Source organism: Paramylibacter ulvae (assembly GCF_014652655.1).
Taxonomy (GTDB): Bacteria; Pseudomonadota; Alphaproteobacteria; order Rhodobacterales; family Rhodobacteraceae; genus Amylibacter; species Amylibacter ulvae.
Genome location: NZ_BMZF01000004.1, coordinates 47,863 through 71,069, shown reverse-complemented (window position 1 = coordinate 71,069; position 23,207 = coordinate 47,863). Strand labels below are relative to the sequence as shown.

25 protein-coding genes are annotated in these 23,207 nt (G+C 50.0%); 12 read left to right on the top strand and 13 right to left on the bottom strand.

Features of this window, described 5'->3' with window-relative positions; all coding sequences use genetic code 11:
- Positions 1-5 precede the first annotated feature (5 nt).
- Both IE094_RS08875 and IE094_RS08870 read right to left on the bottom strand, forming a co-directional pair.
- Entirely contained in the window at positions 6-1,223 is a 1,218-nt protein-coding gene (locus IE094_RS08875; RefSeq protein WP_189640346.1) for a leucine-rich repeat domain-containing protein, read from the bottom strand.
- Positions 1,224-1,413: 190 nt separating this feature from the next.
- Positions 1,414-1,908: a GNAT family N-acetyltransferase gene (locus IE094_RS08870; protein ID WP_189640345.1), complete on the bottom strand. Its 495-nt coding sequence runs from the start codon at positions 1,906-1,908 to the stop codon at positions 1,414-1,416.
- Between the two features lie 86 nt (positions 1,909-1,994).
- Here IE094_RS08870 and IE094_RS08865 point away from each other — a divergent pair, with 86 nt between their 5' ends.
- From IE094_RS08865 to IE094_RS08850, 4 genes are all read left to right on the top strand, one after another.
- Positions 1,995-2,603, top strand: a complete 609-nt coding sequence (locus IE094_RS08865; protein ID WP_189640344.1) for a flavin reductase family protein — start codon at positions 1,995-1,997, stop codon at positions 2,601-2,603.
- A gap of 69 nt (positions 2,604-2,672) precedes the next feature.
- A complete protein-coding gene (locus IE094_RS08860) occupies positions 2,673-3,548 on the top strand; it encodes an S-methyl-5'-thioadenosine phosphorylase (RefSeq protein ID WP_373295866.1) in 876 nt (291 codons plus the stop codon).
- 13 nt (positions 3,549-3,561) lie between these two features.
- Entirely contained in the window at positions 3,562-4,659 is a 1,098-nt protein-coding gene (locus tag IE094_RS08855) for an alpha/beta hydrolase (RefSeq protein ID WP_189640343.1), read from the top strand.
- 10 nt (positions 4,660-4,669) lie between these two features.
- Positions 4,670-5,203: an adenine phosphoribosyltransferase gene (locus IE094_RS08850; RefSeq protein WP_189640342.1), complete on the top strand. Its 534-nt coding sequence runs from the start codon at positions 4,670-4,672 to the stop codon at positions 5,201-5,203.
- Positions 5,204-5,303: 100 nt separating this feature from the next.
- Here the strand turns inward: IE094_RS08850 and IE094_RS08845 are convergent, their stop codons facing one another.
- The 11 genes from IE094_RS08845 to coxB all read right to left on the bottom strand — a co-directional run bounded on the left by IE094_RS08845 (position 5,304) and on the right by coxB (position 15,179).
- The gene (locus IE094_RS08845; RefSeq protein ID WP_373295865.1) at positions 5,304-6,701 is read right to left on the bottom strand and encodes an FAD-binding oxidoreductase; all 1,398 of its coding nucleotides are present in this window, start codon (positions 6,699-6,701) and stop codon (positions 5,304-5,306) included.
- 58 nt (positions 6,702-6,759) lie between these two features.
- On the bottom strand, positions 6,760-7,563 hold the full coding sequence (locus IE094_RS08840; RefSeq protein ID WP_189640341.1) for an MBL fold metallo-hydrolase: 804 nt from the start codon (positions 7,561-7,563) through the stop codon (positions 6,760-6,762).
- A gap of 63 nt (positions 7,564-7,626) precedes the next feature.
- Positions 7,627-8,211: a GNAT family N-acetyltransferase gene (locus IE094_RS08835; RefSeq protein WP_189640340.1), complete on the bottom strand. Its 585-nt coding sequence runs from the start codon at positions 8,209-8,211 to the stop codon at positions 7,627-7,629.
- A 3-nt stretch (positions 8,212-8,214) separates the two neighbouring features.
- The gene (locus IE094_RS08830) at positions 8,215-9,483 is read right to left on the bottom strand and encodes a M16 family metallopeptidase (protein ID WP_189640339.1); all 1,269 of its coding nucleotides are present in this window, start codon (positions 9,481-9,483) and stop codon (positions 8,215-8,217) included.
- Positions 9,480-10,871, bottom strand: a complete 1,392-nt coding sequence (gene thrC, locus IE094_RS08825) for a threonine synthase (RefSeq protein WP_189640338.1) — start codon at positions 10,869-10,871, stop codon at positions 9,480-9,482. Before thrC ends, IE094_RS08830 begins: the two co-directional genes overlap by 4 nt.
- An 11-nt stretch (positions 10,872-10,882) precedes the next feature.
- Complete coding sequence (locus IE094_RS08820; RefSeq protein ID WP_189640337.1) at positions 10,883-11,578, bottom strand: SURF1 family protein; 696 nt, start codon at positions 11,576-11,578, stop codon at positions 10,883-10,885.
- A gap of 69 nt (positions 11,579-11,647) precedes the next feature.
- Positions 11,648-12,490, bottom strand: a complete 843-nt coding sequence (locus IE094_RS08815; RefSeq protein WP_189640336.1) for a cytochrome c oxidase subunit 3 — start codon at positions 12,488-12,490, stop codon at positions 11,648-11,650.
- Between the two features lie 16 nt (positions 12,491-12,506).
- Positions 12,507-13,091, bottom strand: a complete 585-nt coding sequence (locus IE094_RS08810) for a cytochrome c oxidase assembly protein (RefSeq protein ID WP_189640335.1) — start codon at positions 13,089-13,091, stop codon at positions 12,507-12,509.
- Positions 13,091-13,261 (bottom strand): cytochrome c oxidase system small membrane protein, encoded by a 171-nt coding sequence (locus tag IE094_RS08805; RefSeq protein ID WP_189640334.1) that lies wholly within the window; start codon positions 13,259-13,261, stop codon positions 13,091-13,093. Before IE094_RS08805 ends, IE094_RS08810 begins: the two co-directional genes overlap by 1 nt.
- 1 nt (position 13,262) lies before the next feature.
- Positions 13,263-14,198: a heme o synthase gene (cyoE, locus tag IE094_RS08800; protein WP_229802195.1), complete on the bottom strand. Its 936-nt coding sequence runs from the start codon at positions 14,196-14,198 to the stop codon at positions 13,263-13,265.
- A 57-nt stretch (positions 14,199-14,255) separates the two neighbouring features.
- Entirely contained in the window at positions 14,256-15,179 is a 924-nt protein-coding gene (gene coxB, locus IE094_RS08795) for a cytochrome c oxidase subunit II (RefSeq protein WP_189640562.1), read from the bottom strand.
- Positions 15,180-15,355: 176 nt separating this feature from the next.
- On the opposite strand from coxB, the gene tldD reads away from it, so the two are divergent.
- From tldD to topA, 8 genes are all read left to right on the top strand, one after another.
- Entirely contained in the window at positions 15,356-16,783 is a 1,428-nt protein-coding gene (gene tldD, locus IE094_RS08790) for a metalloprotease TldD (protein WP_189640333.1), read from the top strand.
- Positions 16,784-16,929: 146 nt separating this feature from the next.
- Positions 16,930-17,370 carry a hypothetical protein gene (locus IE094_RS08785; RefSeq protein ID WP_189640332.1) on the top strand — a complete coding sequence of 147 codons (441 nt, stop codon included), beginning with the start codon at positions 16,930-16,932 and terminating at the stop codon, positions 17,368-17,370.
- Positions 17,363-18,031 (top strand): hypothetical protein, encoded by a 669-nt coding sequence (locus IE094_RS08780; RefSeq protein WP_189640331.1) that lies wholly within the window; start codon positions 17,363-17,365, stop codon positions 18,029-18,031. The genes IE094_RS08785 and IE094_RS08780 overlap by 8 nt, the downstream gene beginning before the upstream one ends.
- Entirely contained in the window at positions 18,028-18,468 is a 441-nt protein-coding gene (locus IE094_RS08775; RefSeq protein ID WP_189640330.1) for a hypothetical protein, read from the top strand. The genes IE094_RS08780 and IE094_RS08775 overlap by 4 nt, the downstream gene beginning before the upstream one ends.
- Positions 18,465-18,878, top strand: a complete 414-nt coding sequence (locus tag IE094_RS08770) for a hypothetical protein (RefSeq protein ID WP_189640329.1) — start codon at positions 18,465-18,467, stop codon at positions 18,876-18,878. The genes IE094_RS08775 and IE094_RS08770 overlap by 4 nt, the downstream gene beginning before the upstream one ends.
- On the top strand, positions 18,875-19,462 hold the full coding sequence (locus IE094_RS08765; RefSeq protein WP_189640328.1) for a hypothetical protein: 588 nt from the start codon (positions 18,875-18,877) through the stop codon (positions 19,460-19,462). The genes IE094_RS08770 and IE094_RS08765 overlap by 4 nt, the downstream gene beginning before the upstream one ends.
- Positions 19,371-20,459: a DNA-processing protein DprA gene (gene dprA / locus IE094_RS08760; protein WP_189640561.1), complete on the top strand. Its 1,089-nt coding sequence runs from the start codon at positions 19,371-19,373 to the stop codon at positions 20,457-20,459. The genes IE094_RS08765 and dprA overlap by 92 nt, the downstream gene beginning before the upstream one ends.
- Positions 20,460-20,569: 110 nt before the next feature.
- Positions 20,570-23,203, top strand: a complete 2,634-nt coding sequence (topA, locus tag IE094_RS08755) for a type I DNA topoisomerase (protein WP_189640327.1) — start codon at positions 20,570-20,572, stop codon at positions 23,201-23,203.
- The last annotated feature ends 4 nt before the right edge of the window (positions 23,204-23,207 follow it).

The window sequence follows — 23,207 nt, the reverse complement described above, 5'->3', positions numbered from 1 at the left end:
CGCGGTTATTTCACCTGAACACCACGCGATTCCAGTTGATTAATCATATTGGTATCTACGCGTGAAACGTTGCTGAGTAATAACTCTTCTAACCCTGTCAGGTTTTCCAAAAAGCTAAGATCAGTCACACGCGTATCGCGCATGTCTAGATTTTTCAGCTTTTTCAAATTCGCCAGTGGTTTCAAGCTGCTCACGTTTGTGCCCGAAATATTCAGCGTTTCCAAATTTTCCATACGGTTAAGTGGTGTCAAATCAGAAATATCAGTGTCTTTGATATTCAGCATCTGCAAATCGACATTTTCGCTAAAGTCAGGCAAAATCCGTAGGTTGGTATTCGAAACATCAACAGATATCAGCGATGACAATCGCGCCAAATATGACAGGTCCAAAATGTTGGAATTGCTCAGGTTCAATTCTTGCAATTGGTACATTTCTTTTAGTGGTTCCAGCTCGCTCACACGTGTATTGCTGGCGTCAAGGCTGGTCAGGCTGAACAGTTCGCGCGCTGGCGACAAATCGAACACTTTTGTATCGGCGATGTTTAAATATTCAAGCGCGGCCAAATCTTTGACGGGTGTAATGTTTGTGACTCGTGAACCTTGCAAATCGATTGATTTTAAACCACGCAAACCTTCGATCGCGCGCAAATCATTAACAACGCCGTCTTTCATCACCAAATGGCGGATATTGCTCAGGCCATCAAGCGCATTGATATCGGCCATTTTTGGTCCAGAGGTGATATGGTTTACACGGCGCAAATCACGGATTTCATCGGGTAGCCACGATAGTGTGAAATCGGAAAAATCCAGTGAATCACATTTATTTAGACGGCATTCCTCGACCAATGTCCAAATCCGCAAAACCTGCATCCGATCCGCCGTTGCCAAACGATCGGCGTTTGACGGTGCCGCAGGAGTCGGCTCAACTGGGGCGGCCTGTGTTTGCACGGGCGCGGTTGTTGTTGGGGTTTCTTGCGTCACAGCAACAGCAGTATTTTCTGGCGTTTGAACAGGCTGAGCAGGTTCCACCGGGGTTGGCGTCGCTGTTGCGGGTTGTTGCTCTGGTTCAGGGGACGGTGTTTCTGTTACATTCACAGTGGGTGCGGCGGGTTGTTCGGGTGATGTAACGGCATTTTGCACACCCTCTGGCTGTGGCCAATATTGGTAAATACCAATGGCAACAACAACATAAGCCAACATGATTCCCAAGAACCGAATTCTCATAGTGCAGTATCCCCCTGAACGCGCCAGATGTTTTGACCACCAATTGGTAAAAGTAGAATGGAAAAGCGTCAACAGTGCGGCGCGTTTCTCACTCCATTTAAATTTTGCTGTTGTGATTATACATAGCAAACCAAGAAAATCAGCGTTATTTCCCCTAAATATGCTAAGAAATTCATTTTTTTCGCTACGTTTACTTTAAAAACTTATGAATCTTTCCCGATGTATTTTCGAATCCTTGGGGCAAAAGTTCCAAAAACAACAGCCGTTCGGGGTTGGTTGGTGGTGGAAATTCCAGATTCGTAGCCCGTCGGAACCCGAATCGCGCATAGTATGGCGCATCCCCAACCAAAATCACCCGCGCCCAGCCCAGATCGCGTGCAATTTCCAGCGATTTTTGAATCAGTAACGCACCAAGTCCTTCGCCTTGATGTGTGGGGTGCACCGCAACTGGGCCGAGCAAAAGCGCAGGCGCATTTTTATCCCCAATGACAACCGGCCAATACCGAATAGCGCCAGCAACGCTATTGCCCTCGTCACGTGCCACCAAACAAAGTTGTGCAACGCGCTCCACATCTTCGCGCAAGCGATACGAGCTTAGCGCCTCGCGCCCAGGTGCGAACGACAAATCATACAAGAATTCAACCTCCCACAGGTCATCTTTGGATTCTTGGCTGATTTGAAACATTGCTTACCGTTAGAATTTTGAATTTGTTCTGGAATTGGCGATAACATGCGGCTAGTCCTTGATCAAACAAAGATAGAGAATTTTAGATGTTTTACGAACCGGACAAGAATAATCACGGATTGCCATACAATCCGTTCAAGGCAATTGTATCCCCACGCCCCATTGGTTGGATTTCTACAATTGACAATCAAGGCCGGGCAAACCTTGCCCCCTATTCATTTTTCAACGGTGTCTCCGCCATGCCGCCAATGATTGGTTTTGCGTCCTCTGGCAACAAAGCAGGCATTGACGAGGGCAAAGATAGCCTGCGCAACATCATGGACACAGGCGAGTTTTGCGTCAATATCGTCAGCTACGCCTTGCGCGACGAAATGAACATCAGCAGCGGCCATTACCCCCATGGTGCCGATGAATTTGAAATGGCGGGCCTAACAAAACAGACGGGTAATATCGTCAAAGCGCCGATGGTCAAAGAAAGCCCGATTTCGATGGAATGCACCCTGTTTTCCACAACCGGTTTGCCCGGTGGTACGACTTGGGTCATGGGCAATGTCGTTGGTATTCATATTGCCGATGAACATATCAAAGACGGTATTTTGGATGTGACAAGCTACCAACCCGTTGCGCGTTTGGGGTACAAAGATTATTCGGTTGTCACCGAACTATTTTCGCTCGATCGTCCAGATCAGAAATAGCGTTCAACCCACGCTTGAGTTTATCCAACCAATCGTTAAATTGTCCACGAACAACAGGGATTATCAATCATGGAAACAATGATCGGCGTCATTGGCGGCAGTGGCGTATATGATATTGACGGGCTTGAAAACTCACAATGGATTCAAATTGATAGCCCATTTGGAACACCATCCGATGATATCCTGTTTGGCCAGTTAAACGGCGTGAAAATGGCGTTTTTACCCCGCCATGGGCGCGGGCATCTGCAAACACCAAGCACCGTGAATTATCGCGCCAATATTGATGCCTTGAAACGTGCGGGTGTGACGGATGTAATTTCCGTGTCCGCCTGTGGTTCCTTTCGCGAAGAAATGGCACCGGGTGATTTTGTGATCGTGGATCAATTCATTGATCGTACATTTGCGCGCGAGAAAAGCTTTTTCGACGCGGGATGTGTGGCGCATGTTTCAGTGGCACACCCAACCTGTCCACGTCTGGGCGATGCCTGTTATACGGCGGCCAAGGATGCGGGGATCAATGTGCATAAGGGTGGCACATATCTGGCAATGGAAGGCCCTCAATTTTCCACCCTTGCCGAAAGCAAAATGTATCGCGAAAGCTGGGGTGCGGATGTGATTGGCATGACAAATATGCCAGAGGCAAAATTGGCACGCGAGGCAGAGCTTTGCTATGCCTCCGTTGCGATGATTACTGATTACGATAGCTGGCATCCAGATCACGGCGAGGTGGACGTGACCCAAATCATCGAAACCTTGATGGAGAATGCTACCAAAGCGAAATCCATTGTCGCACGATTGCCCGAATTGCTGGGAGCAACGCGCGAAGATTGCCCGCATGGTTGTGATCGTGCGTTGGAATATGCGATATTAACGCAACCAGAAATGCGTGACCCTGCATTGGTTGCAAAATTGGATGCGGTTGCTGGGCGTGTGTTGAACCGTTAATCGGGATGTGTGGATGAAACGATTATTGATTTCACTGGTGTTGATCGTTGCGGCCTGTGCGCCGCGTGGTGAAATCACATTGATCACGCAAACTATCCAAAACGGTTTTTTGCAACAAATTTACGTCGCCACATCGCGTGAACCCATCAACGAACCTCGCCGTTTCTCACAGGTTCGCAGCGAAACTATCCATTTTTCGCGATATGATGTTTCTGTCCCCCCGCTACATAAGCCTGGTCAAGTTGAATGGCCAAAATCCACACCCAATCCGCAAACTGATTTTATCACCACGAGTATCTCGAATTTCGACAACTCCGCACGCATGATTGCAGATACAAAAAAACAAACTGTTAAAAACCCTGATGAGGCATTTGTTTTTATCCACGGATATAACAATAATTTCGCCGAAGGCATTTACCGCTTTGCTCAGATGTCCAAAGATTTGGAATTAGATGGCACAAAATATCATTATTCATGGCCATCTGCGGGGGATGCACGGGGATATATTTACGATCGTGACAGCGTGCTGTTTGCGCGTGACGGTTTGGAAACATTTCTGAATGACATTGCAAAAACGGGTGCCAAGGATATTTTCATTGTCGCCCATTCCATTGGTTCTGCATTGACGGTTGAAACCTTGCGCCAAATGTCGATTGGTGGTGATGCAACCTTAAAAAACAAAATTCGCGGGGTGGTTTTAATTTCGCCCGACATAGATGTTGATGTGTTTGCCACGCAATTAACTCGCATTAATCCCCTGCCCCAACCGTTTTTGATATTTGCATCGCGCAAAGATTTGGCGCTGCGTATTTCATCGCTGTTGACGGGCACACGCAATCGCGTTGGATTGCTGGACAACGAAAAAAAATTGGCACGCTTTAATATTGATATGATTGATGTGACCAATATCAAAGACGGTGGCGATATGCTGAACCATTCTATTGCGGCAACGTCCCCGACGTTACTCAAACTTTTGGGAAATACACAGCGTATGCGCGAAGTGTTCGATCCAACACGCGAGGCACGCAAAGGCGCCAATGTTGTGTCCTTGATCATACAAACCGCAAATGATGCGACCCAAATTATCGTAAATCCGCTTAACGCCAACTAACAGGTATTTCATGCAAAAAGATCTTCGCGAATTTATTCGCACCATCCCCGATTTCCCACACGAGGGAATCATGTTTCGCGATGTGACAACACTGTTTGGTCATCCCGAAGGATTGCGTTTAACGATTGAACGTATCGTTGACCTGTTCAAAGACAGCGGTATCGACAAGGTCGCCGCATTGGAAGCACGCGGATTTATTCTGGGCGGTGCCGTGGCGCGTGATTTGGGCGTGGGATTCGTGCCCATTCGCAAGGCGGGTAAGTTACCTGGTAAAACCATTTCCGAAGATTACGAATTGGAATACGGCAAGGCGACGCTGGAATTGCATGATGATGCATTGGAACCGGGTGAAAAGGTGTTGTTGTTGGATGATTTGATCGCAACAGGTGGCACCGCAGAGGCGGGAATAAAGCTGGTGGAACGCCTTGGCGCACAAGTCACACAATCCGCATTTGTGATTGATCTGCCCGATCTGGGCGGGGCTGCCAAAATCGAGGCGATGGGCATCCCAGTGCATGTTTTATGCGCGTTCGAAGGTCTTTAACCCACGTTAACCAATAAGTAAGTTTTTTGCGCCAAATATCAGGTGTTTAGATAAAAACGATGTTTGTACCCTTAACGCCCTGCATACCCTTGGCAGGGCGTTAATCGTTTCTCAACACTGCTCCAGGGTTCATAATCCCCTTTGGATCAAGTGCGAATTTGATCGCACGCATCGCGGCAAGTTTGGCAGGATCGCCATATTTTTCCAAGTCCGCAACCTTTAACCGCCCAATTCCGTGTTCGGCGGACATTGAACCATCAAACCGTTGAACCTGATCATGTACTGTACCTTGCACGTCATCGCGCAGATATACGTAATCTTTTTTCAGACCACCTTTTGGCGGGTAGACATTATAATGCAAGTTCCCATCACCCAGATGCCCAAAACAGTTGATGCGGATATCGCCAAATTTCGCAAGTAACGCTGGGGTTTTTGCGATGAATTCAGGGATACGTGAAATCGGCACCGATATATCATGTGATGAAATTGCACCAATCATACGGTTTGCCTCTGGTATGGTTTCGCGCAAGTTCCAAAATTCATCGCGCTGTGATTGTGATTGCGCTAATAATGCATCAATCACCAATTCCGTTTCCATCGCGGTTTCCAATACGTTCATCACCCGATCGTCCAAATTGAAATCGGAACCGCCCGAAACCTCTAGCAAGACCGACCATTCGGGTGGCGTGTCAAATGCTTGGCGCAGGGTTGGCATGGTTTCGGTCAGAAATTCGAAACCGTTGCGATGCATCAATTCAAACCCAGATACCAATCCACCCGTTTGATCCTGAACCAAGCCAAGCAACTGTACGGCGGCATCCACACTTGATACCGCCAGCAAAGCCGTTGTGGTTTCTTGCGGTTTTGGAAACAGCTTAAGCGCAGCAGCCGTAATAATACCAAGCGACCCTTCTGATCCGATCAACAAATTGCGCAGATCATATCCAGTGTTATCCTTGCGCAAGCGACGTAATCCGTGATGGATCGAACCATCTGGCAACACAGCCTCGACCCCCAAACACAAATCACGCGCATTGCCGTATCGCAACACCTGTGTGCCCCCCGCGTTGGTTGCAAGGTTGCCACCAATACGGCATGACCCCTCGGCGGCGAGCGATAAGGGGAACAGGCGGTTACTGTCATCCGCAGCACTCTGAACATCAGACAAAACCATCCCGGCCTCGACCACAATCACGTTTTCGGTTGGGAATACATCACGGATTTTATTCAGACGCTCGATAGACAAAATAACCGCATTACCATCTGTTTTGGTTTGTCCGCCCACCAACCCCGTGCCACCAGCATATGGAATGATTGCAATGTGATGCTGATGGCAAAATGCCACCACTTCGGACACGCCTTGTGTATCATGTGGACGGATCAGGGGCATGGGGGCGGATTGATATGTTCCGCGCGGCTCTTCCAGATATGATTGCGGCGCTTGTTCCACAACGCCCGCGCCAAATTTATCCAGTAATTGCCCAAGTATATCCGCCACTATCAAAGACTCCTTTATCGTCAATCGCAGCTAACATTCTTGGACGGATAACCACAAGTTATTCGTCAAATACTGGTAAAAATTTCGGGTTTAAAACCTTGACTGTTGGCACGTCTGGTAATGTATCAAGCGACAGGGTTATCGCATTGGTATCCAAGCGTTCAATCACGAATGTATCGCCCATTTCGCGCAGATATGTTTCCAATGTACCACGTCCAAACCAATGCATCGGCAAAACAACCACAGATCGAAACCGCTTTAACATGCGGGTCATGCTGGGAATATCCAAGGTGCGCCCGCCATCCATTGGGGCCATCACCACATCAAGACGTCCAATCATGGCATATTGTTCCTCTGTGGGTTCATGGTGAATATGACCCAGATGCCCAATACATAATCCCGCCACCTCGAATATGAAAATCGAATTTCCGTCTGGTTCTATCCCAGTGTAACCTGATCGAATATCCGTGGTCACATTGCGGATCAGCATTTCATCAAGTTCCAGCGCATGTTCCGCCCTGCCCCCGTTTGGGTCCCAACCCCGTAAAACATGTTTAATATCTGGGTGTGGGTTAGAAGTGTAATGGCTTGAATGTGCGTGGTTCATGGTGACAACGTCAGGTGGGCTTGGCACGCGCCCGTTAAAATCGGTTACGACCGACAGGCCACCATATGTATCAATCTGGTACATCGAATGATCGATGAAGGTCAGGTTGATTTCGTCTTGCGCCAATTGCGTGCTGGCAAGTCGAATTGGGTTGGTTGGCGCGCGCTCTGCAAATGCCAAACAATGGCTTGGCATGCGTTCGGCCTGTGCCATCGGTGCCAGTAAAAGTGATAGTCCAAACAAAATGCGTTTCATGTTACATTCCCTTGTCGCTATGATAGGGATGCTACCCGATGTTTGGGAAAGCACAAAGTAACATTAACCGGCGTCGGTTTTCCCACGGCGATCATTGCGCAAATTTGCGTATAAAACATGGGTGCGCCAGCGTCCATTAATTTGAAGATAGCTTTGCGCAACGCCTTCGTATTTAAACCCGGTCTTTTCCAAAACGCCGCGTGATGGTGCGTTTTCGGGTAATGTTGCGGCCTCTATTCTGCTTAGGTCCATTTTGGCGAATGCGTAGTTCACAACCGCATTTATTGCCTCGGTCATATAACCCGCGCGGGCGAATTCTTGGCCAACCCAATATCCAATTGTACCCGCCTGTGCCGGGCCACGACGAATATTATCAAGCGTGATTGCACCCATCAATTGATCGGTTTCTTTGTTGATCAAAAACAGCGGCATGCCATCGTCGCTATCAAATGATTTGCGCGCCCAGTAAACTCGGTTTTGAAAGGCGCGTTTGGAAAAATGATTGCTTGCCCAATCGGGTTCCCATTGGCGCAAAAACTCAACACCCTGTTCGCGCAATGCCACCCAATGCAAATGATCCGTCATTTCGGGGAGGCGTAGATATAAACGCGGTGCTTCGATACGAACTTTGGGAGCGCGCAAAAACATGTGTTACGCCGCCAAACGATCAGATAATTCACCATGCGTTGGCGCATCATCCACCGGCCCATAAAGCGCAACCGCAGGTGCGCCGCCCTGTTGTAACCCGTCGGCAAATGCAGCCACTTTTTCAAGTGTGACGGCATCAACCTTGGCCACGACTTCGTCCAATGTTGGCACGCGATTCCAAATACAAACCATACGTGCCAGACGTTCGCAACGTGACGATGGGCTTTCCAGCCCCATCAACATCCCCGCCTTAAGCTGAACACGGGCGCGATCAACCTCTGCCAATGTCATGTCTTTGGCGCTGCGTTTAATTTCATCAATGGTCAATTCGGCAAGCCCTGCCAGATCACCACCACTTGTCCCCGCATAAATGGTCAACAAACCCGTATCGACAAATCCGCCAGCGGATGCGTAAATCGAATAACATAGCCCACGTTTTTCACGGATTTCTTGAAACAATCGCGATGACATGCCCCCGCCAAGCGCACTGGCGTAAATCTGTGCGGTGTAAATGTCATCATCGCGATAGCCAACCGTTTCCAGCGCCAGCGTGAAATGTGCCTGTTCCAAATCCTTGGATTGACGATATTCGCCACCTTTGAACTGTGCCACTAGTGCTGGTTTTTGCACCTGTTTTTGCAGATGACCAAATGTGGCCTCTGCGGCGCGTACCAACGCATCGTGATCCACCGCACCGGCGGCGGCCAGCACCATTTGTTCAGGCCCGTAATGTTCGCCAACGAAACCCTGCAAATCTGCACGCGAAAAATTTTGCACACGTTCAGCAGGGCCAAGGATAGATCGACCAATGGGTTGATCTGGATATGCAACTTCTTGTAGCCAGTCGAATACGATGTCATCAGGCGTATCCAATGTTTGCCCGATTTCCTGTAATATCACACCGCGTTCGATTTCCAATTCACGCGGATCGAATACTGAATTCAAAACAATGTCAGAAATCACATCAAATGCGAGCGGTACATCATTTTCCAAAACGCGCACGTAATAGGCCGTCATTTCGCGGCTGGTATAGGCATTGATAAACCCGCCGACATTTTCAATCGCCTCGGCAATTTCCAATGCATTGCGCCGCTTTGTGCCCTTGAACGCCATATGTTCCAAGAAATGCGCGATACCGTTTTGTTCCACGCGTTCATGGCGGCCACCCGCACTAACCCATACACCAATCGATGCAGATGCCAGACCGGGCATGCGCTCGGATACAATGCGAAACCCGTTTGCAAGGGTTGTTATTTCAACGCGGTCTTTCATGCGCCTATGCGATCCTTAATCAATTTGGTCACGGCATCCAATGTACCGTCAACACGGGTAAAACGTTCATCGCGATCAAACAGATCGGCCATGCGTGGGGGCAGTTCGGGGTGAATGCCACAGGCATCTTTTACCGCTGCGGGGAATTTTGCGGGATGTGCGGTGGCCAATGTGATCATCGGTGTCGCACCATCGCGGTGTTCATTTGCAACCTTTACGCCAACGGCGCTGTGCGGGCAGAGGATTTCACCGGTACGTGCCGCCATTGATTTGATGGTCGCACTTGTTTCACCTTCTGAACAACGGCCGCTATCAAATTCATCGCGCAATTTACCAAGCGCACCTTGCGATAGCGCAAAATTGCCATCCGTTTTCAGCGCATCAAACAATTGCGCCACGGCCAATCCTTCGCGATCATAAAGATCAAAAACCAAGCGTTCAAAATTCGAGCTAACCTGAATATCCATTGACGGGCTGATGGATGGAGTCACACCGGTTTTGGCGTGATCCCCGCTTTCCATTGTGCGATGCAAGATGTCGTTTTGATTGGTCGCAATCACCAAACGATCAATCGGCAACCCCATGCGTTTGGCAACGTAGCCTGCAAAAATATCGCCAAAATTGCCCGTGGGCACGGTGAATGAAACCTTGCGATGTGGCGCACCAAGTGCAACGGCAGAGGTGAAATAATACACCACCTGCGCCAAAACTCGCGCCCAGTTAATAGAATTCACGCCGGCCAATTTCACACCGTCACGAAATTCGAAATCGTTGAACATATCCTTGAGCAAGGCCTGACAGGTGTCAAAATCACCATCCACCGCCAAGGCGTGAACATTTGATTCTGATGGTGTTGTCATCTGTAATCGCTGCACATCGGATACACGCCCATGTGGGTACATAATGAATAGATTAACCGCGTCCAAACCTTTGAATGCTTCCATCGCGGCGGAACCCGTATCGCCCGATGTTGCCCCCACGATTGTGACGGTTTCACCACGGCGTTTCAGCGCCACTTCGAACATTTGTCCGATCAATTGCATGGCCACATCTTTGAATGCCAATGTCGGCCCGTGGAACAATTCCAACAAGAAATGGTTTTCGTCCAGTTGCACAAGCGGGCAACGCGCATCATGTTCGAATGATGCGTATGACTTGGCCAAAATTTCGCGAAACTCTGCATCGCTAAATGTATCGCCAATGAATGGTTTCATTACCGCGAATGCAACGTCTTCGTATTTTTGCCCTGCAAAACCAGCGATTTCATCGACGCTTAACGTTGGCCATGTTTCAGGAACATAAAGCCCTCCATCACGTGCCAAACCCGTCAGCATCGCTTCTTCGAAGGTGAGTTCGGGCGCCTGCCCGCGTGTGGAAATATATTTCATGTGATCAAGCCTTACACGGTTTTGCGCTTAATACGCCAAAGCAGATAGAGTGTCATCCCAAACCATACCAATGCCAGCGAAAACCATGTGATCGCATATTGCAAATGATCATTGGTGATATTCACGCTCACGGGTTGGGGCAGTGTGTCGTTATATTCGCCCCCATCCACAAGTGTTGCAGATTGCATCACAACCATAATTGGCGCGGTTTTGAAATTTTCAGACATGCGCGGTAAATCGCGTGCAAACCAAATGTTTTTGGTCAAATCAGGTTCAGGTGTGAACGCTGGATCCCATTCATTTGGCCAAATCAGATTGCCGATGAATTGCAATTCTTCACCCGTACGCGGAGTGTTTTTTGATTCCTCTAACACAAACCCAAGATCGACCAAGATCGTTTGGTCATTCCAAATCGCCTCTGCCACCACACGAAACCCAGGGCCCTTGAATTTGATCGAGGTCAGCACATGCATTTCGCGCCCCGTCAGGGTCGCGTTTAATTTCACACGCTGATAATTATTTACATCCTTGCTCAATTGTTGCGGTAATTCAGCCAGCGCCACAGGCTCTGCTGCCATGCGCGTTTCAATTGCGTCAATGATGCCCAGCTTCCATTCCAGCCGCTGCATCTGCCACAGCCCTAGCCAAAGCAACACCGCAATGCCCGCCACCCCAAAGATCAGCGGTAAGATCATTCGTTTTGTCATTCGTGCCCTACAAATGCAAAAGCGCAGGACAATCGCCCTACGCTTTTAAATTAGTTATTGATGGATGGTTCAGCCACCCCAGATGTAAACGGCTGCGAACAAGAACAACCATACAACATCAACAAAGTGCCAGTACCATGCGGCGGCCTCGAACCCGACGTGGCGTTCTTGGGTAAAGTGACCTTTGAGCGCGCGCGCCAGACATACCGCCAAAAAGATCGTACCGATGATCACGTGGAAGCCGTGGAACCCTGTCGCCATGAAGAAGTTCGCACCGTAAATATTTTCGCGGAAGCTAAACGCGGCATGGCCATATTCATATGCTTGGAACACGGTAAAGATCGCGCCCAGAACAATCGCGCCAACCAGCCCCCACACCAAACCTTTGCGGTCATTTTCATGTGCCAATGCGTGGTGCGCCCATGTTGCGAAACAACCAGAGCACAACAAAATCAACGTGTTGATCAGTGGCAAATGCCATGGATCGAATGTTTCAATCCCAACGGGTGGCCAAACGCCATCGATTGCAGGGGAGCCCTCTGTCATTGGGTACATTGCATGTTTAAAGAATGACCAGAACCAAGCGGCAAAGAACATTACCTCTGACATGATGAACATGATCACGCCGTAACGCAGACCAATCACAACAACGGGTGTATGATCGCCGACATGGGATTCTTTGACAACCTCTGACCACCAGCCGAACATGGTGTATAACACCATCACAAGGCCAAGGATGAACAACCAAGGTGACATTGGAATGCCAACAAATGTTACCGGATCATTGCCACGCCCCAAGTGGTGCGATGCCAAAACAGCGCCGAACAACATTGTAAACGCGCTTAACGCACCAAATGCAGGCCAAATGCTGGGTTGAAGAATGTGATAGTCGTGATTTTTTTCATGCGCCATGAATCAAGTTCCCTTGTTATTGAGCCGCTTTTACTTGGCTTTTGTCGTCCGTGGCAAGACTTGCTTGTGTATTAGGTAAATCTGTCACATGGAATGTGTAAGATAAAGTGATGGATTTGATCAAACTTGTCTCTGGATCGTCCTTGATTTCGGGATCAACAAAGAAAGTCACTGGCATTTGCACCCGCTCGCCTGGTTGCAAAACCTGCATTTCAAAACAAAAACAATCGATTTTTGTGAAATATGCACCGGCAACATATGGGTAAACGTTATAGCTGGCCGTGCCTGCAATGGGTTTATCGGTTGGGTTATAGGCTTCGTAAAATGCCAAACCGGTTTCGCCAATTTTGATTTTCATCTTGCGTTCAACGGGTTTAAATTCCCAAGGCATCCCAGATTCAAGCGACCCATCAAAACGAACATTCATGGTTTCATCCAAGATTTCATCGCTTTGTTGCACGGCAACTTGTGTCACGCCACCAAATCCAGTGACACGGCAGAACCAATCATAAAACGGCACCGCCGCAAATGACATTGCCAGCATGAATGCGGCAACCCCTAAGAAACGGAATGCGATTTTGTTGTTTTGGTTCATTGCCATCACTCGGCCTGTGTTGTTGCGTTTTCAGATTGCACACGTTGTGCTTCGCCCACCATCTTAGAAATGGTAATCGCAAAAACCAACAGGACAAATGCGCCCAATACAATGCCCAATGTCATATTGGTTTTGCCGCGGCGTTTATGCACTTCGTGATCTTTTCGTATCGTCATTTTATATCCAAACGGGCCAAGCGCCCCAAGTAAGGTTCAAGCCGCGCAACGCGGCCTCTATCAACAGTGCGAAAAACAAGGTGAACAAGTATAACAGCGAAAATTTAAAAACGCCGCGCTCGGCGCGATAATCGTCACTGGTTGCAACGTCTTCACTGCGTTGAAACAATCCCCACGCCCCGCGTAAAAATCCAACGCTTAATATCACCGCAGCGGCGAAATACACTGGGCCACCAATACTTGTGAATGCCAGCGCAAGGGTAACGGGCGCCAACAAGATCGTGTAAATTAAAATTTGTTTACGCGTATATGGTTTGCCATGTGTCACAGTCATCATCGGCACCCCCGCCGCCGAATAATCATGGTTCATAAACAATGCCAGCGACCAAAAATGGGGTGGAGTCCACATAAAAATCAACGAAAACATCAACACGCTTTCAACAGAAACGCCACCCGTTGCCGCGGCCCAACCCACCATCGGTGGGAATGCGCCCGCCGCACCACCAATCACGATGTTTTGCGGGGTCGAGCGTTTCAGCCACATCGAATACACCACCGCATAGAAAAAGATGGTAAATGCCAGCAATCCCGCCGCCACCCAATTGGAAGTCAGCCCCAACATGCCAACCGCCAACACAGATAACCACAATCCCATGATCAATGCATTGCTTGGCGTTACACGCCCAGATGGAATGGGGCGCCCTTGTGTGCGCTTCATAATCTGATCAATGTCGGCATCCCACCACATGTTCAACGCACCTGACGCACCCGCGCCCAACGCAATGAACAATACGGCAGAAAACGCCAAAACAGGGTTCATGGAAACGGGTGCCACCAACAATCCAACCGCAGCGGTAAAAACCACCAACGACATGACTCGTGGTTTTAACAATGCAAAAAAATCGCCGAATTCGGCGTCATAGGATTGATTTGTCACGGTTGTTCCTGCCCAAATTGCAGCGCGGACAGGTCATCGACCCATCCGCGATAGGGATTAGTTTGCAGTTGCAACTTTCACGTCACGTGGGATGCCTGCATATTCTTCGATCGCGCCATCCAACCAGTTTTCATATACTTCTTCGCTCACAACCTTGACCGTGATCGGCATATATGTGTGGTCTTTACCGCACAATTCTGAACACTGGCCAAAATAAACGCCTTCTTTTTCAGCGTTAAACCAAAGCTCTGCCAAACGACCAGGAACTGCGTCTTGCTTTACGCCAAACGCTGGTATTGTCCATGAATGGATCACATCCGCGCCCGTCACCTGTACAACAACGGTTTTACCAACGGGCACAACAACGGCTGTGTCTGTTGCCAGCAAAAATTCGTCTTCGCTGTAACCTTTGTCGGCCAGCAAAGTTTTCACGGATGGTGACAATTTGAATTCATCGCCCTCTGTACCCTCGGGCATGGTCGCAGGGTGGCCCAACATATAGCTGTCAAAACCAAAACCGTGATCCACATATTCATGTGTCCAGTACCATTGGTTGCCAATCGCCTTGATGGTGATATCCGCCTCTGGAATGATTTGTTGCTTGTTCAAACGGTTCAAGCTTGGGCCGACCATAAAGATCAGCACCAGAACAGGAATAAACGTCCACGCGATTTCAATCGCAGTGTTGTGGGTGAATGTCGCAGGTGTTGGGTTGCGACGACGGTTATAGCGAATAATCACCCAAACCAACAAAAGCGTCACAAAAACAGTGATAATCGTAATGATAATCAACAGGAAATTATCCATCCAATGGATATCACGCGCCAATTCTGTCACGGCGGGCTGCCAGCCCATAGCACCATCAACGGGTTTACCAATTGATTCCAAACCTTGCAGCGAATCTTGTGCCAATGCACTCCCCGCGGCCATTACACCTGCCAGTGTTGCGCCAAATCTATTCAAAACCTTTGAAATCGCCATGCGTCCGATCCTGTCATTCTTGGCTGTTTTAGCCATTTTTCGGGGCTCTTACAATGTAACAAGAGAATCCCCAGTTGTTTCCTTGGCCTGAAAAACCATAATAAGGGCAAAAGAACAAGTATTCCCTTTGCGGCATTCAGCCGCTTTTGGACAGATTTATCAAAAGGACAGCACAAATGAACAACCAAACAGCGCCCTTTCGCCCGTTTGAAACCGATATCGACGAAAAAGCTGCCCTAAAAACTCTGCAAAACGCAGTAGCGGGTGCCGATGATGGGGAATTATTTCTGGAACGGCGTAAATCAGAGGCATTGGTATTCGATGATGGCCGTCTCAAAAACGCCAGCTACAACGCGTCAGAGGGTTTTGGCCTTCGCGCCGTGCGCGGTGAAACTGCGGGTTATGCCCATTCCACAACAATGACCGAATCCGCACTGAAACGCGCCGCTGAAACTGCTCGCCTCGCGGTTGGCGCGGGTGGTGCCACCCTTGCAAGCGCACCACAGGCAACCAATCAACGCCTTTACACCGATGCCGATCCAATGGCCGATGCAGAATTTTCTGTCAAAATCGAAACCCTGAAAGAGATCGACGATTTCACCCGAACCCTCGATAAACGCGTGGTACAGGTCAGCGCGACAATCGCCGCCAGCCTACAAGAGGTTGAAATCATGCGACCCGAGGGTACAATTTTGCGCGATGTGCGCCCGATGACCCGCCTAAACGTCAGCGTCATTGTTGAACAAAACGGGCGGCGCGAAAGCGGATCCGCAGGAGGCGGTGGCCGCTATTTGCTTTCCCCACTTTTGCAATCTGATCACTGGCAAAAAACCGCGAAAGAGGCATTGCGCATCGCGCTTGTTAATCTTGATGCCGAACCTGCCCCCGCAGGTGTGTTTGACGTAGCCCTTGGCAATGGCTGGCCGGGTATCTTGCTACACGAGGCTGTCGGCCACGGACTAGAAGGCGATTTTAACCGCAAAAAAACCTCTGCCTTTGCGGGGCTGATGGGGAAACAAGTCGCCGCCAAAGGTGTCACCGTTCTGGACGATGGCACAATCCCTGATCGTCGCGGCTCCATCAGCTTTGATGACGAAGGCACACAATCACAAAAAAACACCCTGATCGAAGACGGTATTCTGGTCGGCTATATGCAAGATCGTCAAAATGCACGCTTGATGGGTGTCGCCCCCACGGGCAATGGACGACGCGAAAGCTATGCGCATGCCCCAATGCCGCGCATGACCAACACCTATATGGAAGGCGGCAATGCGGATCCTTCTGAAATCGTTGCCGACATTAAAGATGGTATATATGCCGTTGGGTTTGGCGGTGGTCAGGTCGATATCACCAACGGAAAATTCGTGTTTTCCTGTACCGAGGCTTACCGTGTCAAAAACGGTAAAATCGGCGCACCCGTCAAAGGGGCAACACTAATCGGCGATGGGGCAACCGCCCTGAAACATATCCGCGCCATTGGCAACGATATGGCACTTGACCCCGGCATGGGTAATTGTGGCAAGGCGGGTCAATGGGTGCCCGTGGGCGTTGGTCAGCCAACATTGTTGATCGGTGGGCTCACCGTGGGTGGCTCACAAACTTAAACCCCTCTCCCATCGCCATTTTGCAAAAATATCCGCGCCGCAGGTATCCGCACGGCAAGTGGGATTTTTCGTCGGTGCAGCGCTCCGTCTACATTTTTAGTTGCGAATGACTCGCAATTTGGTGGTCACGCCCTATATAATATGGCATGAACAGACGCCAATTTACACAATCCATCCTCGCCACGGGTGGCGCACTTGCCGCGCCCACGCGCTTTGCCATCGGTGCAATGGGCACATCACCCGCTGCGGCCTACGTTGCCAAAACAGGGCTCGATGCATATGGGATGGCGGGATTTGCCGCACGTATTCACGATAATCTGACGCTCGAAACATTCATCCATAATTATTCATTTCCACCCGATGTCGCGACAGACTTGATGCAACATCTGATCAAAACAAATGTCATCGCGCCGGCAAATGCGCAGGGCGTGTTCAAGGCGATAGATTATTTCGACACACCTGCGCCAATTCAAAACATTGCGGCCAAACAGCCCGACGCACGAAAATCGCTTTCACAGATCAAACACCATTTTGACGAGTGCGACATTTCGGTTGAACCGATCAAAGAGCCTGAAACAGATGAATAGGCGCCAATTCTCCCAATCCATCGCCGCCCTTTTCGCTGCACCCGCATTGCCAACGGCAGCATTGGCGACACCTGTTGCACAAACTGCGGTGCCCAGCATGGCCTATTGCTGGGCGGATTATCTTACGCGTATGCACAAGGTCTGTAGCCCACAAATGCTCGCGCCTTTTTTGCGCATTGATCAAAGCACAGCAAAACTCATTCACGCACAACTGATCGCTGAAAATTACCTCACCGCCAGTGGTGCTGCCCACCCCAACTTGGTCGCACGCCAACCAAAATCCATTCCACATGCCGCGTCAAAAACAGTTGAACCAAAACAGCAAGCCAAACGCACAAATACGACAAACACCCCACAACCCCACGAACAACCACGCAACGCTGTCCAAGACGATATACCAGCGCTCGCGGAAATCTGGGAACAAAACTCAGATCAACCTTGCGAAGACATCAATACATACCTTCATACCGAACTTGCCAACACTATCGTCATCGGTGCCATTGGTGCGCCTGTGGGGTTTTACATTCACAACGGAACATCCATTTGTCATCTGTTTGCACAAACTGCCGACGCTGAAACAACGCTGCGCGATCACGCAAACGCCACTGTACTTGGTGATCAATCACCACACACCCTTTCAGATCAGGAACCAATGTTATGAACCGTCGCCAATTCACACAAGGCCTTGGCGCCATCGCATCCGCACCGATCAAACCGCTCACATTTGGGTTGGGCGGGCTTACGCAATCCAATCTGTATGAACGCGCGGTGTACTACGCAAACCTCTGGGATCGTGCCGCACCTGAAATGTTTATGGGTGTGCTCAACACGACAGAGGATGAAACACTATCCATCATTGCCAAATTGCAATCACAAAATGTGATTTCAGTTCCCGATGAAAACGGTTTTGTACGCGCCATTGCGCCCTATTGGAAATTGTCCGATGCCGCATTGCGCGTCGCACAACAAAGCGCGGTGACCGTTTCCAACATCGTCAAAAAACCAGATATCAGATCCACGATTGAACGTATCATTGATGAACCCGTGGAAACAGATCCACAGGAAACAGCGCAATCAACACCTGAGGAAACATCATGAACCGGCGTCAATTCACACTCGCACTTGGCGCAGCTGCTGTTATGCCAAACATATCAATTGCGACACCGTCAGGCGTAACAAAAACGCTCGGTGCGAAATCGGCACAATATGCACATTTATGGGGGCGCGGCATTGCGCAGGCACGCCCAGACATCACCGCCAAAACGCTGACCTCTATCTTGCAAATTCCCCAACCACTGGCACAAGACGTGATGCGGCATCTGGTTAAAACCAACGTAGTCACCGCCGCAAATGCCCAAGGCGTGTATCAAACCATCCGCCCCGATATTGCCACCATGAATCGAACCAGTCTAAATTTCGACACCACCAATGTTAAAAAACTGGCAAATCGCATCATCGCGGACGAGGATGGAACCAAAACTGCGTTGCCACAGGAACCAACCATATGAACCGTCGTCAATTCACCCAATCGCTCGCCGCATTGATCAGCGCGCCCGCAATCCCCGCCGCAGCACTTGCAAAAACCGCGACGACAACGCCGCTTCATATGTTTCAACACCCGTATAGCTGGGCCGCATTCACGGCGCGCATCCATGACAAAGCATCCCCAGCCATGTTCAAACGCCAATTGGCGCTAACCGATGAAATGGCACAACATGTCTATGATGTGCTGCTTAAGGAAAACGTCATTACGATGCCGGATGCGCTGGGGGTCAGTAAAACACTGAAACCATTCGGGCGTTCGGCTGAACGTGTTGCGAACCTGTATTCCCAAAATACCGATCAGGCTTCGTTGAAATCCAATCTGCGCGAACGTGCTGAAAAAATGTTGAATGATGATGAAGCGGGTGAAATTGAATCAAATGATTCAAACTCTGTTAACCATCAGGTGACACAGTCAGAACATGAGCGAACGATTCCACAAAATACCACCCAACCGCATGCCGAAATCCGTGAAGGATCAGATCAACTGGCTGCGCCTGACCCGATCGCGCCGGGTGGGGCCCGCGACATTCATCCGTCTGTTGAATGAATATGAATCGGTTGATGCGGCACTTGACGCATTGCCAAACATCGCGCGCGACGCAGGTGTTTCAAAATACACAACCTGTAACGTTGGCGTCGCCGAACGCGAATATGATGCGGGGCGGCATTTGGGGTTCACCCCGTTATTTCTGGGTCATCCAGATTATCCAACGCTATTAAACGAAGCCCCCGACGCACCGCCATTTTTATGGGCACAGGGAAATATCACACTTGGGCAACGCGACATCGTGGCCATGGTTGGTGCGCGCAACGCATCATCGTTGGGGCGGCGCATTGCGGGGAATATCGCGCGTGAATTGGGCGCAGCTGGCGTTTGCGTTGCATCGGGTTTGGCGCGTGGTATCGACGCCGCCGCACATCAGGCAAGCTTGCAAACGGGAACAATCGCGGTGCAAGCGGGTGGCCTTGATGTGATTTATCCCAAAGAAAATGACGCACTCACAAATGATATCGCACAATCGGGTCTGCGCCTGTCCGAACAACCCATCGGATTAATCCCACAGGCACGCCATTTTCCCCAACGCAACCGTATCATCGCGGGTGTTTCATCCGCCATTGTTGTGGTGGAAGGTGCCGCAAGATCAGGCAGTTTAATCACCGCACGTATCGCCGCCGAATTGGGGCGCGAGGTGATGGCCGTGCCCGGCAATCCCATGGATGGGCGCGCCACAGGGTGCAATATATTAATCCGCGAAGGGGCCACATTAATCCGAAGCGGTGCAGACATCCTTGAGTCACTTGACCGCCCCGAACAATCGCAAATGGCGTTTGCCGAACCACCCGCCGCTGAAATCCCGCGCCTGTCTGCGCGCCAAATTGCCGATCGGATTCTAAATCTGCTTGGCCCTTCTGCGGTCTCCGAGGATGACGTGATCCGCGATACAGGCTTGCCAACAAATTCCGTTTCCCCCCAAATCACCGCACTTGAAATCACGGGCGATATTTCGCGCCACCCAGGTGGCAAGCTGGCAAGAAAGGCATAATTCACCCCGCTTCAAATCTTATTTTTGTCCGCCCCATTGACATTGTACCGATAACCAACACATGTTCCGCGCCCATAGCCTATGGCCAAATTCGCTTAAAGGAATCAGTTATGCCTGTTGTTGTTGTCGAGTCTCCTGCCAAAGCAAAGACCATTAATAAATACCTTGGCAAAGACTACACCGTGCTTGCCTCTTATGGTCACGTGCGTGATCTGCCGCCCAAGGATGGTTCGGTTGATACCGACAATAATTTCGATATGAAATGGGAGGTCGCAAACGACAGCCGCAAACACATCAAGGCCATTGCCGATGCGCTTAAGAGCGATGATGAACTGATCCTCGCAACCGACCCCGACCGCGAAGGCGAAGCCATCAGTTGGCATCTCGAAGAAACTTTGCGCAAACGCAAAGCGATCAAAAAGTCCACGGCCGTAAGCCGCGTTGTGTTCAACGCCATCACAAAAACCGCCGTAACCGAAGCGATGAAAAATCCCCGCGCCGTTGATATGGAACTGGTCGAGGCATATTTGGCACGCCGTGCGCTTGATTATCTGGTGGGTTTTAACCTCTCGCCCGTATTGTGGCGCAAATTGCCCGGTTCAAAATCCGCAGGGCGCGTGCAATCCGTATGTCTGCGTTTGATTGTTGAACGCGAAATGGAAATTGAAAAATTCAAACCGCGCGAATATTGGTCGGTGAAAACCACCCTAACCAATTCGCGTGGCCAAGATTTTGATACCAGTTTGCGTATGCTTGCCGGCAAAAAGCTTGAGAAATACGATCTTGAAAACGAGGTCAGCGCGGAAATGGCGGTTCAGGCCGTCACCTCGCGTGATTTGTCGGTGCAATCGGTCGAAAGTAAACCTGCCAATCGCAACCCATCCGCACCGTTTATGACATCGACCCTGCAACAAGAAGCAAGCCGCAAATTTGGCTTTGGCGCACGTCAAACCATGTCCACCGCGCAACGTTTATACGAGGCTGGACACATCACATATATGCGTACCGATGGCATCGACATGGCTCCCGAAGCCGTGACCGAAGCACGCACCGCAATTTCTGGCCTCTACGGCAAAGAATTTGTGTCACCGGAGCCGCGCATTTACAAAAACAAAGCGAAAAACGCACAAGAGGCGCACGAATGTATTCGCCCAACCGTGATGGACGCAACGCCAGAAAGCCTGTCCAAATTGGAAGCGGATCAACGCAAATTATACGATTTGATTTGGAAACGTACGCTTGCCAGCCAAATGTCATCGGCCAAAATCGAACGTACCACGGTCGACATCGGATCGGATGACGGTCAGGTTGGCCTGCGCGCCACGGGTCAAGTGATCACGTTCGAAGGTTTCTTAAAGGTTTACGAAGAAGGTCGCGATGATGACGCGGTGATTGATGATGATGACAAGCGTTTACCACAGCTAACCAATGGCGAGGCTTGCGCGAAAAAATCGGTCACACCGAACCAGCATTTCACCCAACCACCGCCCCGTTACACAGAGGCGACATTGGTCAAACGCATGGAAGAATTGGGCATCGGTCGCCCATCGACATATGCATCAATCGTCACAACAATTCAAACGCGCGAATATGTGCGCAAAGAAAAAAATCGCCTGATCGCCGAGGATAAAGGGCGATTGGTGATCGCCTTTTTGGAAAACTATTTCCGCCAATACGTGGGCTATAATTTCACCGCCCAGTTGGAAGAAGAACTTGATGAAATTTCCGCAGGTGACGCTAATTACATCGATGTTCTGACCCGTTTCTGGCGTGATTTTTCCGCTGCGATCGGTGAAACCGCCGATTTGCGCATCACCGAAGTATTGGAAAAAATCAACGAGGTGTTGGAACCCCACCTGTTCCCCCCAACCGAGGATGGATCAGATCCACGCGTGTGTAAAACATGTGGCACAGGGCGTTTGTCCATGCGTACCGCACGATCAGGTGGTGCATTTATTGGCTGTTCGAATTATCCCGAATGCCGATACACCCGTCCATTGGCAGGTGAACTCGAGGGTGGCGATATCGCAGGCCCCGACGGGAAACCGCTAGGGCTTGATGATGACGGCGAAACCATCACCTTGCGAACAGGTCGTTTTGGCCCCTATGTTCAGCGCGGCAATGCAACGGATGAAATTCCAAAACCACCACGTGCATCCATCCCCAAAGGGTCGGATCTCAGCGAGGTAGGGCTCGAGCGTGCATTGCAATTGTTATCCCTGCCGCGCAAGGTTGGCGACCATCCCGATGGGGGCACAATCACCGCCGCAATCGGGCGTTTTGGTCCCTATGTGATGTGGGAAAAACCACTGGAAGAAGGTAAGAAAACCGCACAAAAAATCTATGCCAACATGAAAGACCCAGAAGAGGTTTTTACCGTTGGCATGAACCGCGCGGTGGAATTGATCACAGAAAAGGCCAATAAAACTGGGCGCGGCGCCGCGGCGACACCGTTGAAAGAATTGGGTGAACACCCAACCGAGGGTGGCTCAGTGAACGTCATGGACGGTCGATATGGCCCCTATGTCAAATGGGCCAAGGTTAATGCAACATTGCCAAAGGACATCGAACCTGCAGATGTGACAATGGAAAAGGCTGTGGAATTGATCACAGAAAAGGCAGGCAAGGCAAAACCTGCGCGCAAGAAAGCTGCGCCCAAGAAAAAAGCGGCAGCCAAGAAAAAGGCACCTGCAAAAAAAGCGGCCCCCAAAAAGGCCGCTTCAAAAACCAAAGCCGCGGAATAATTCC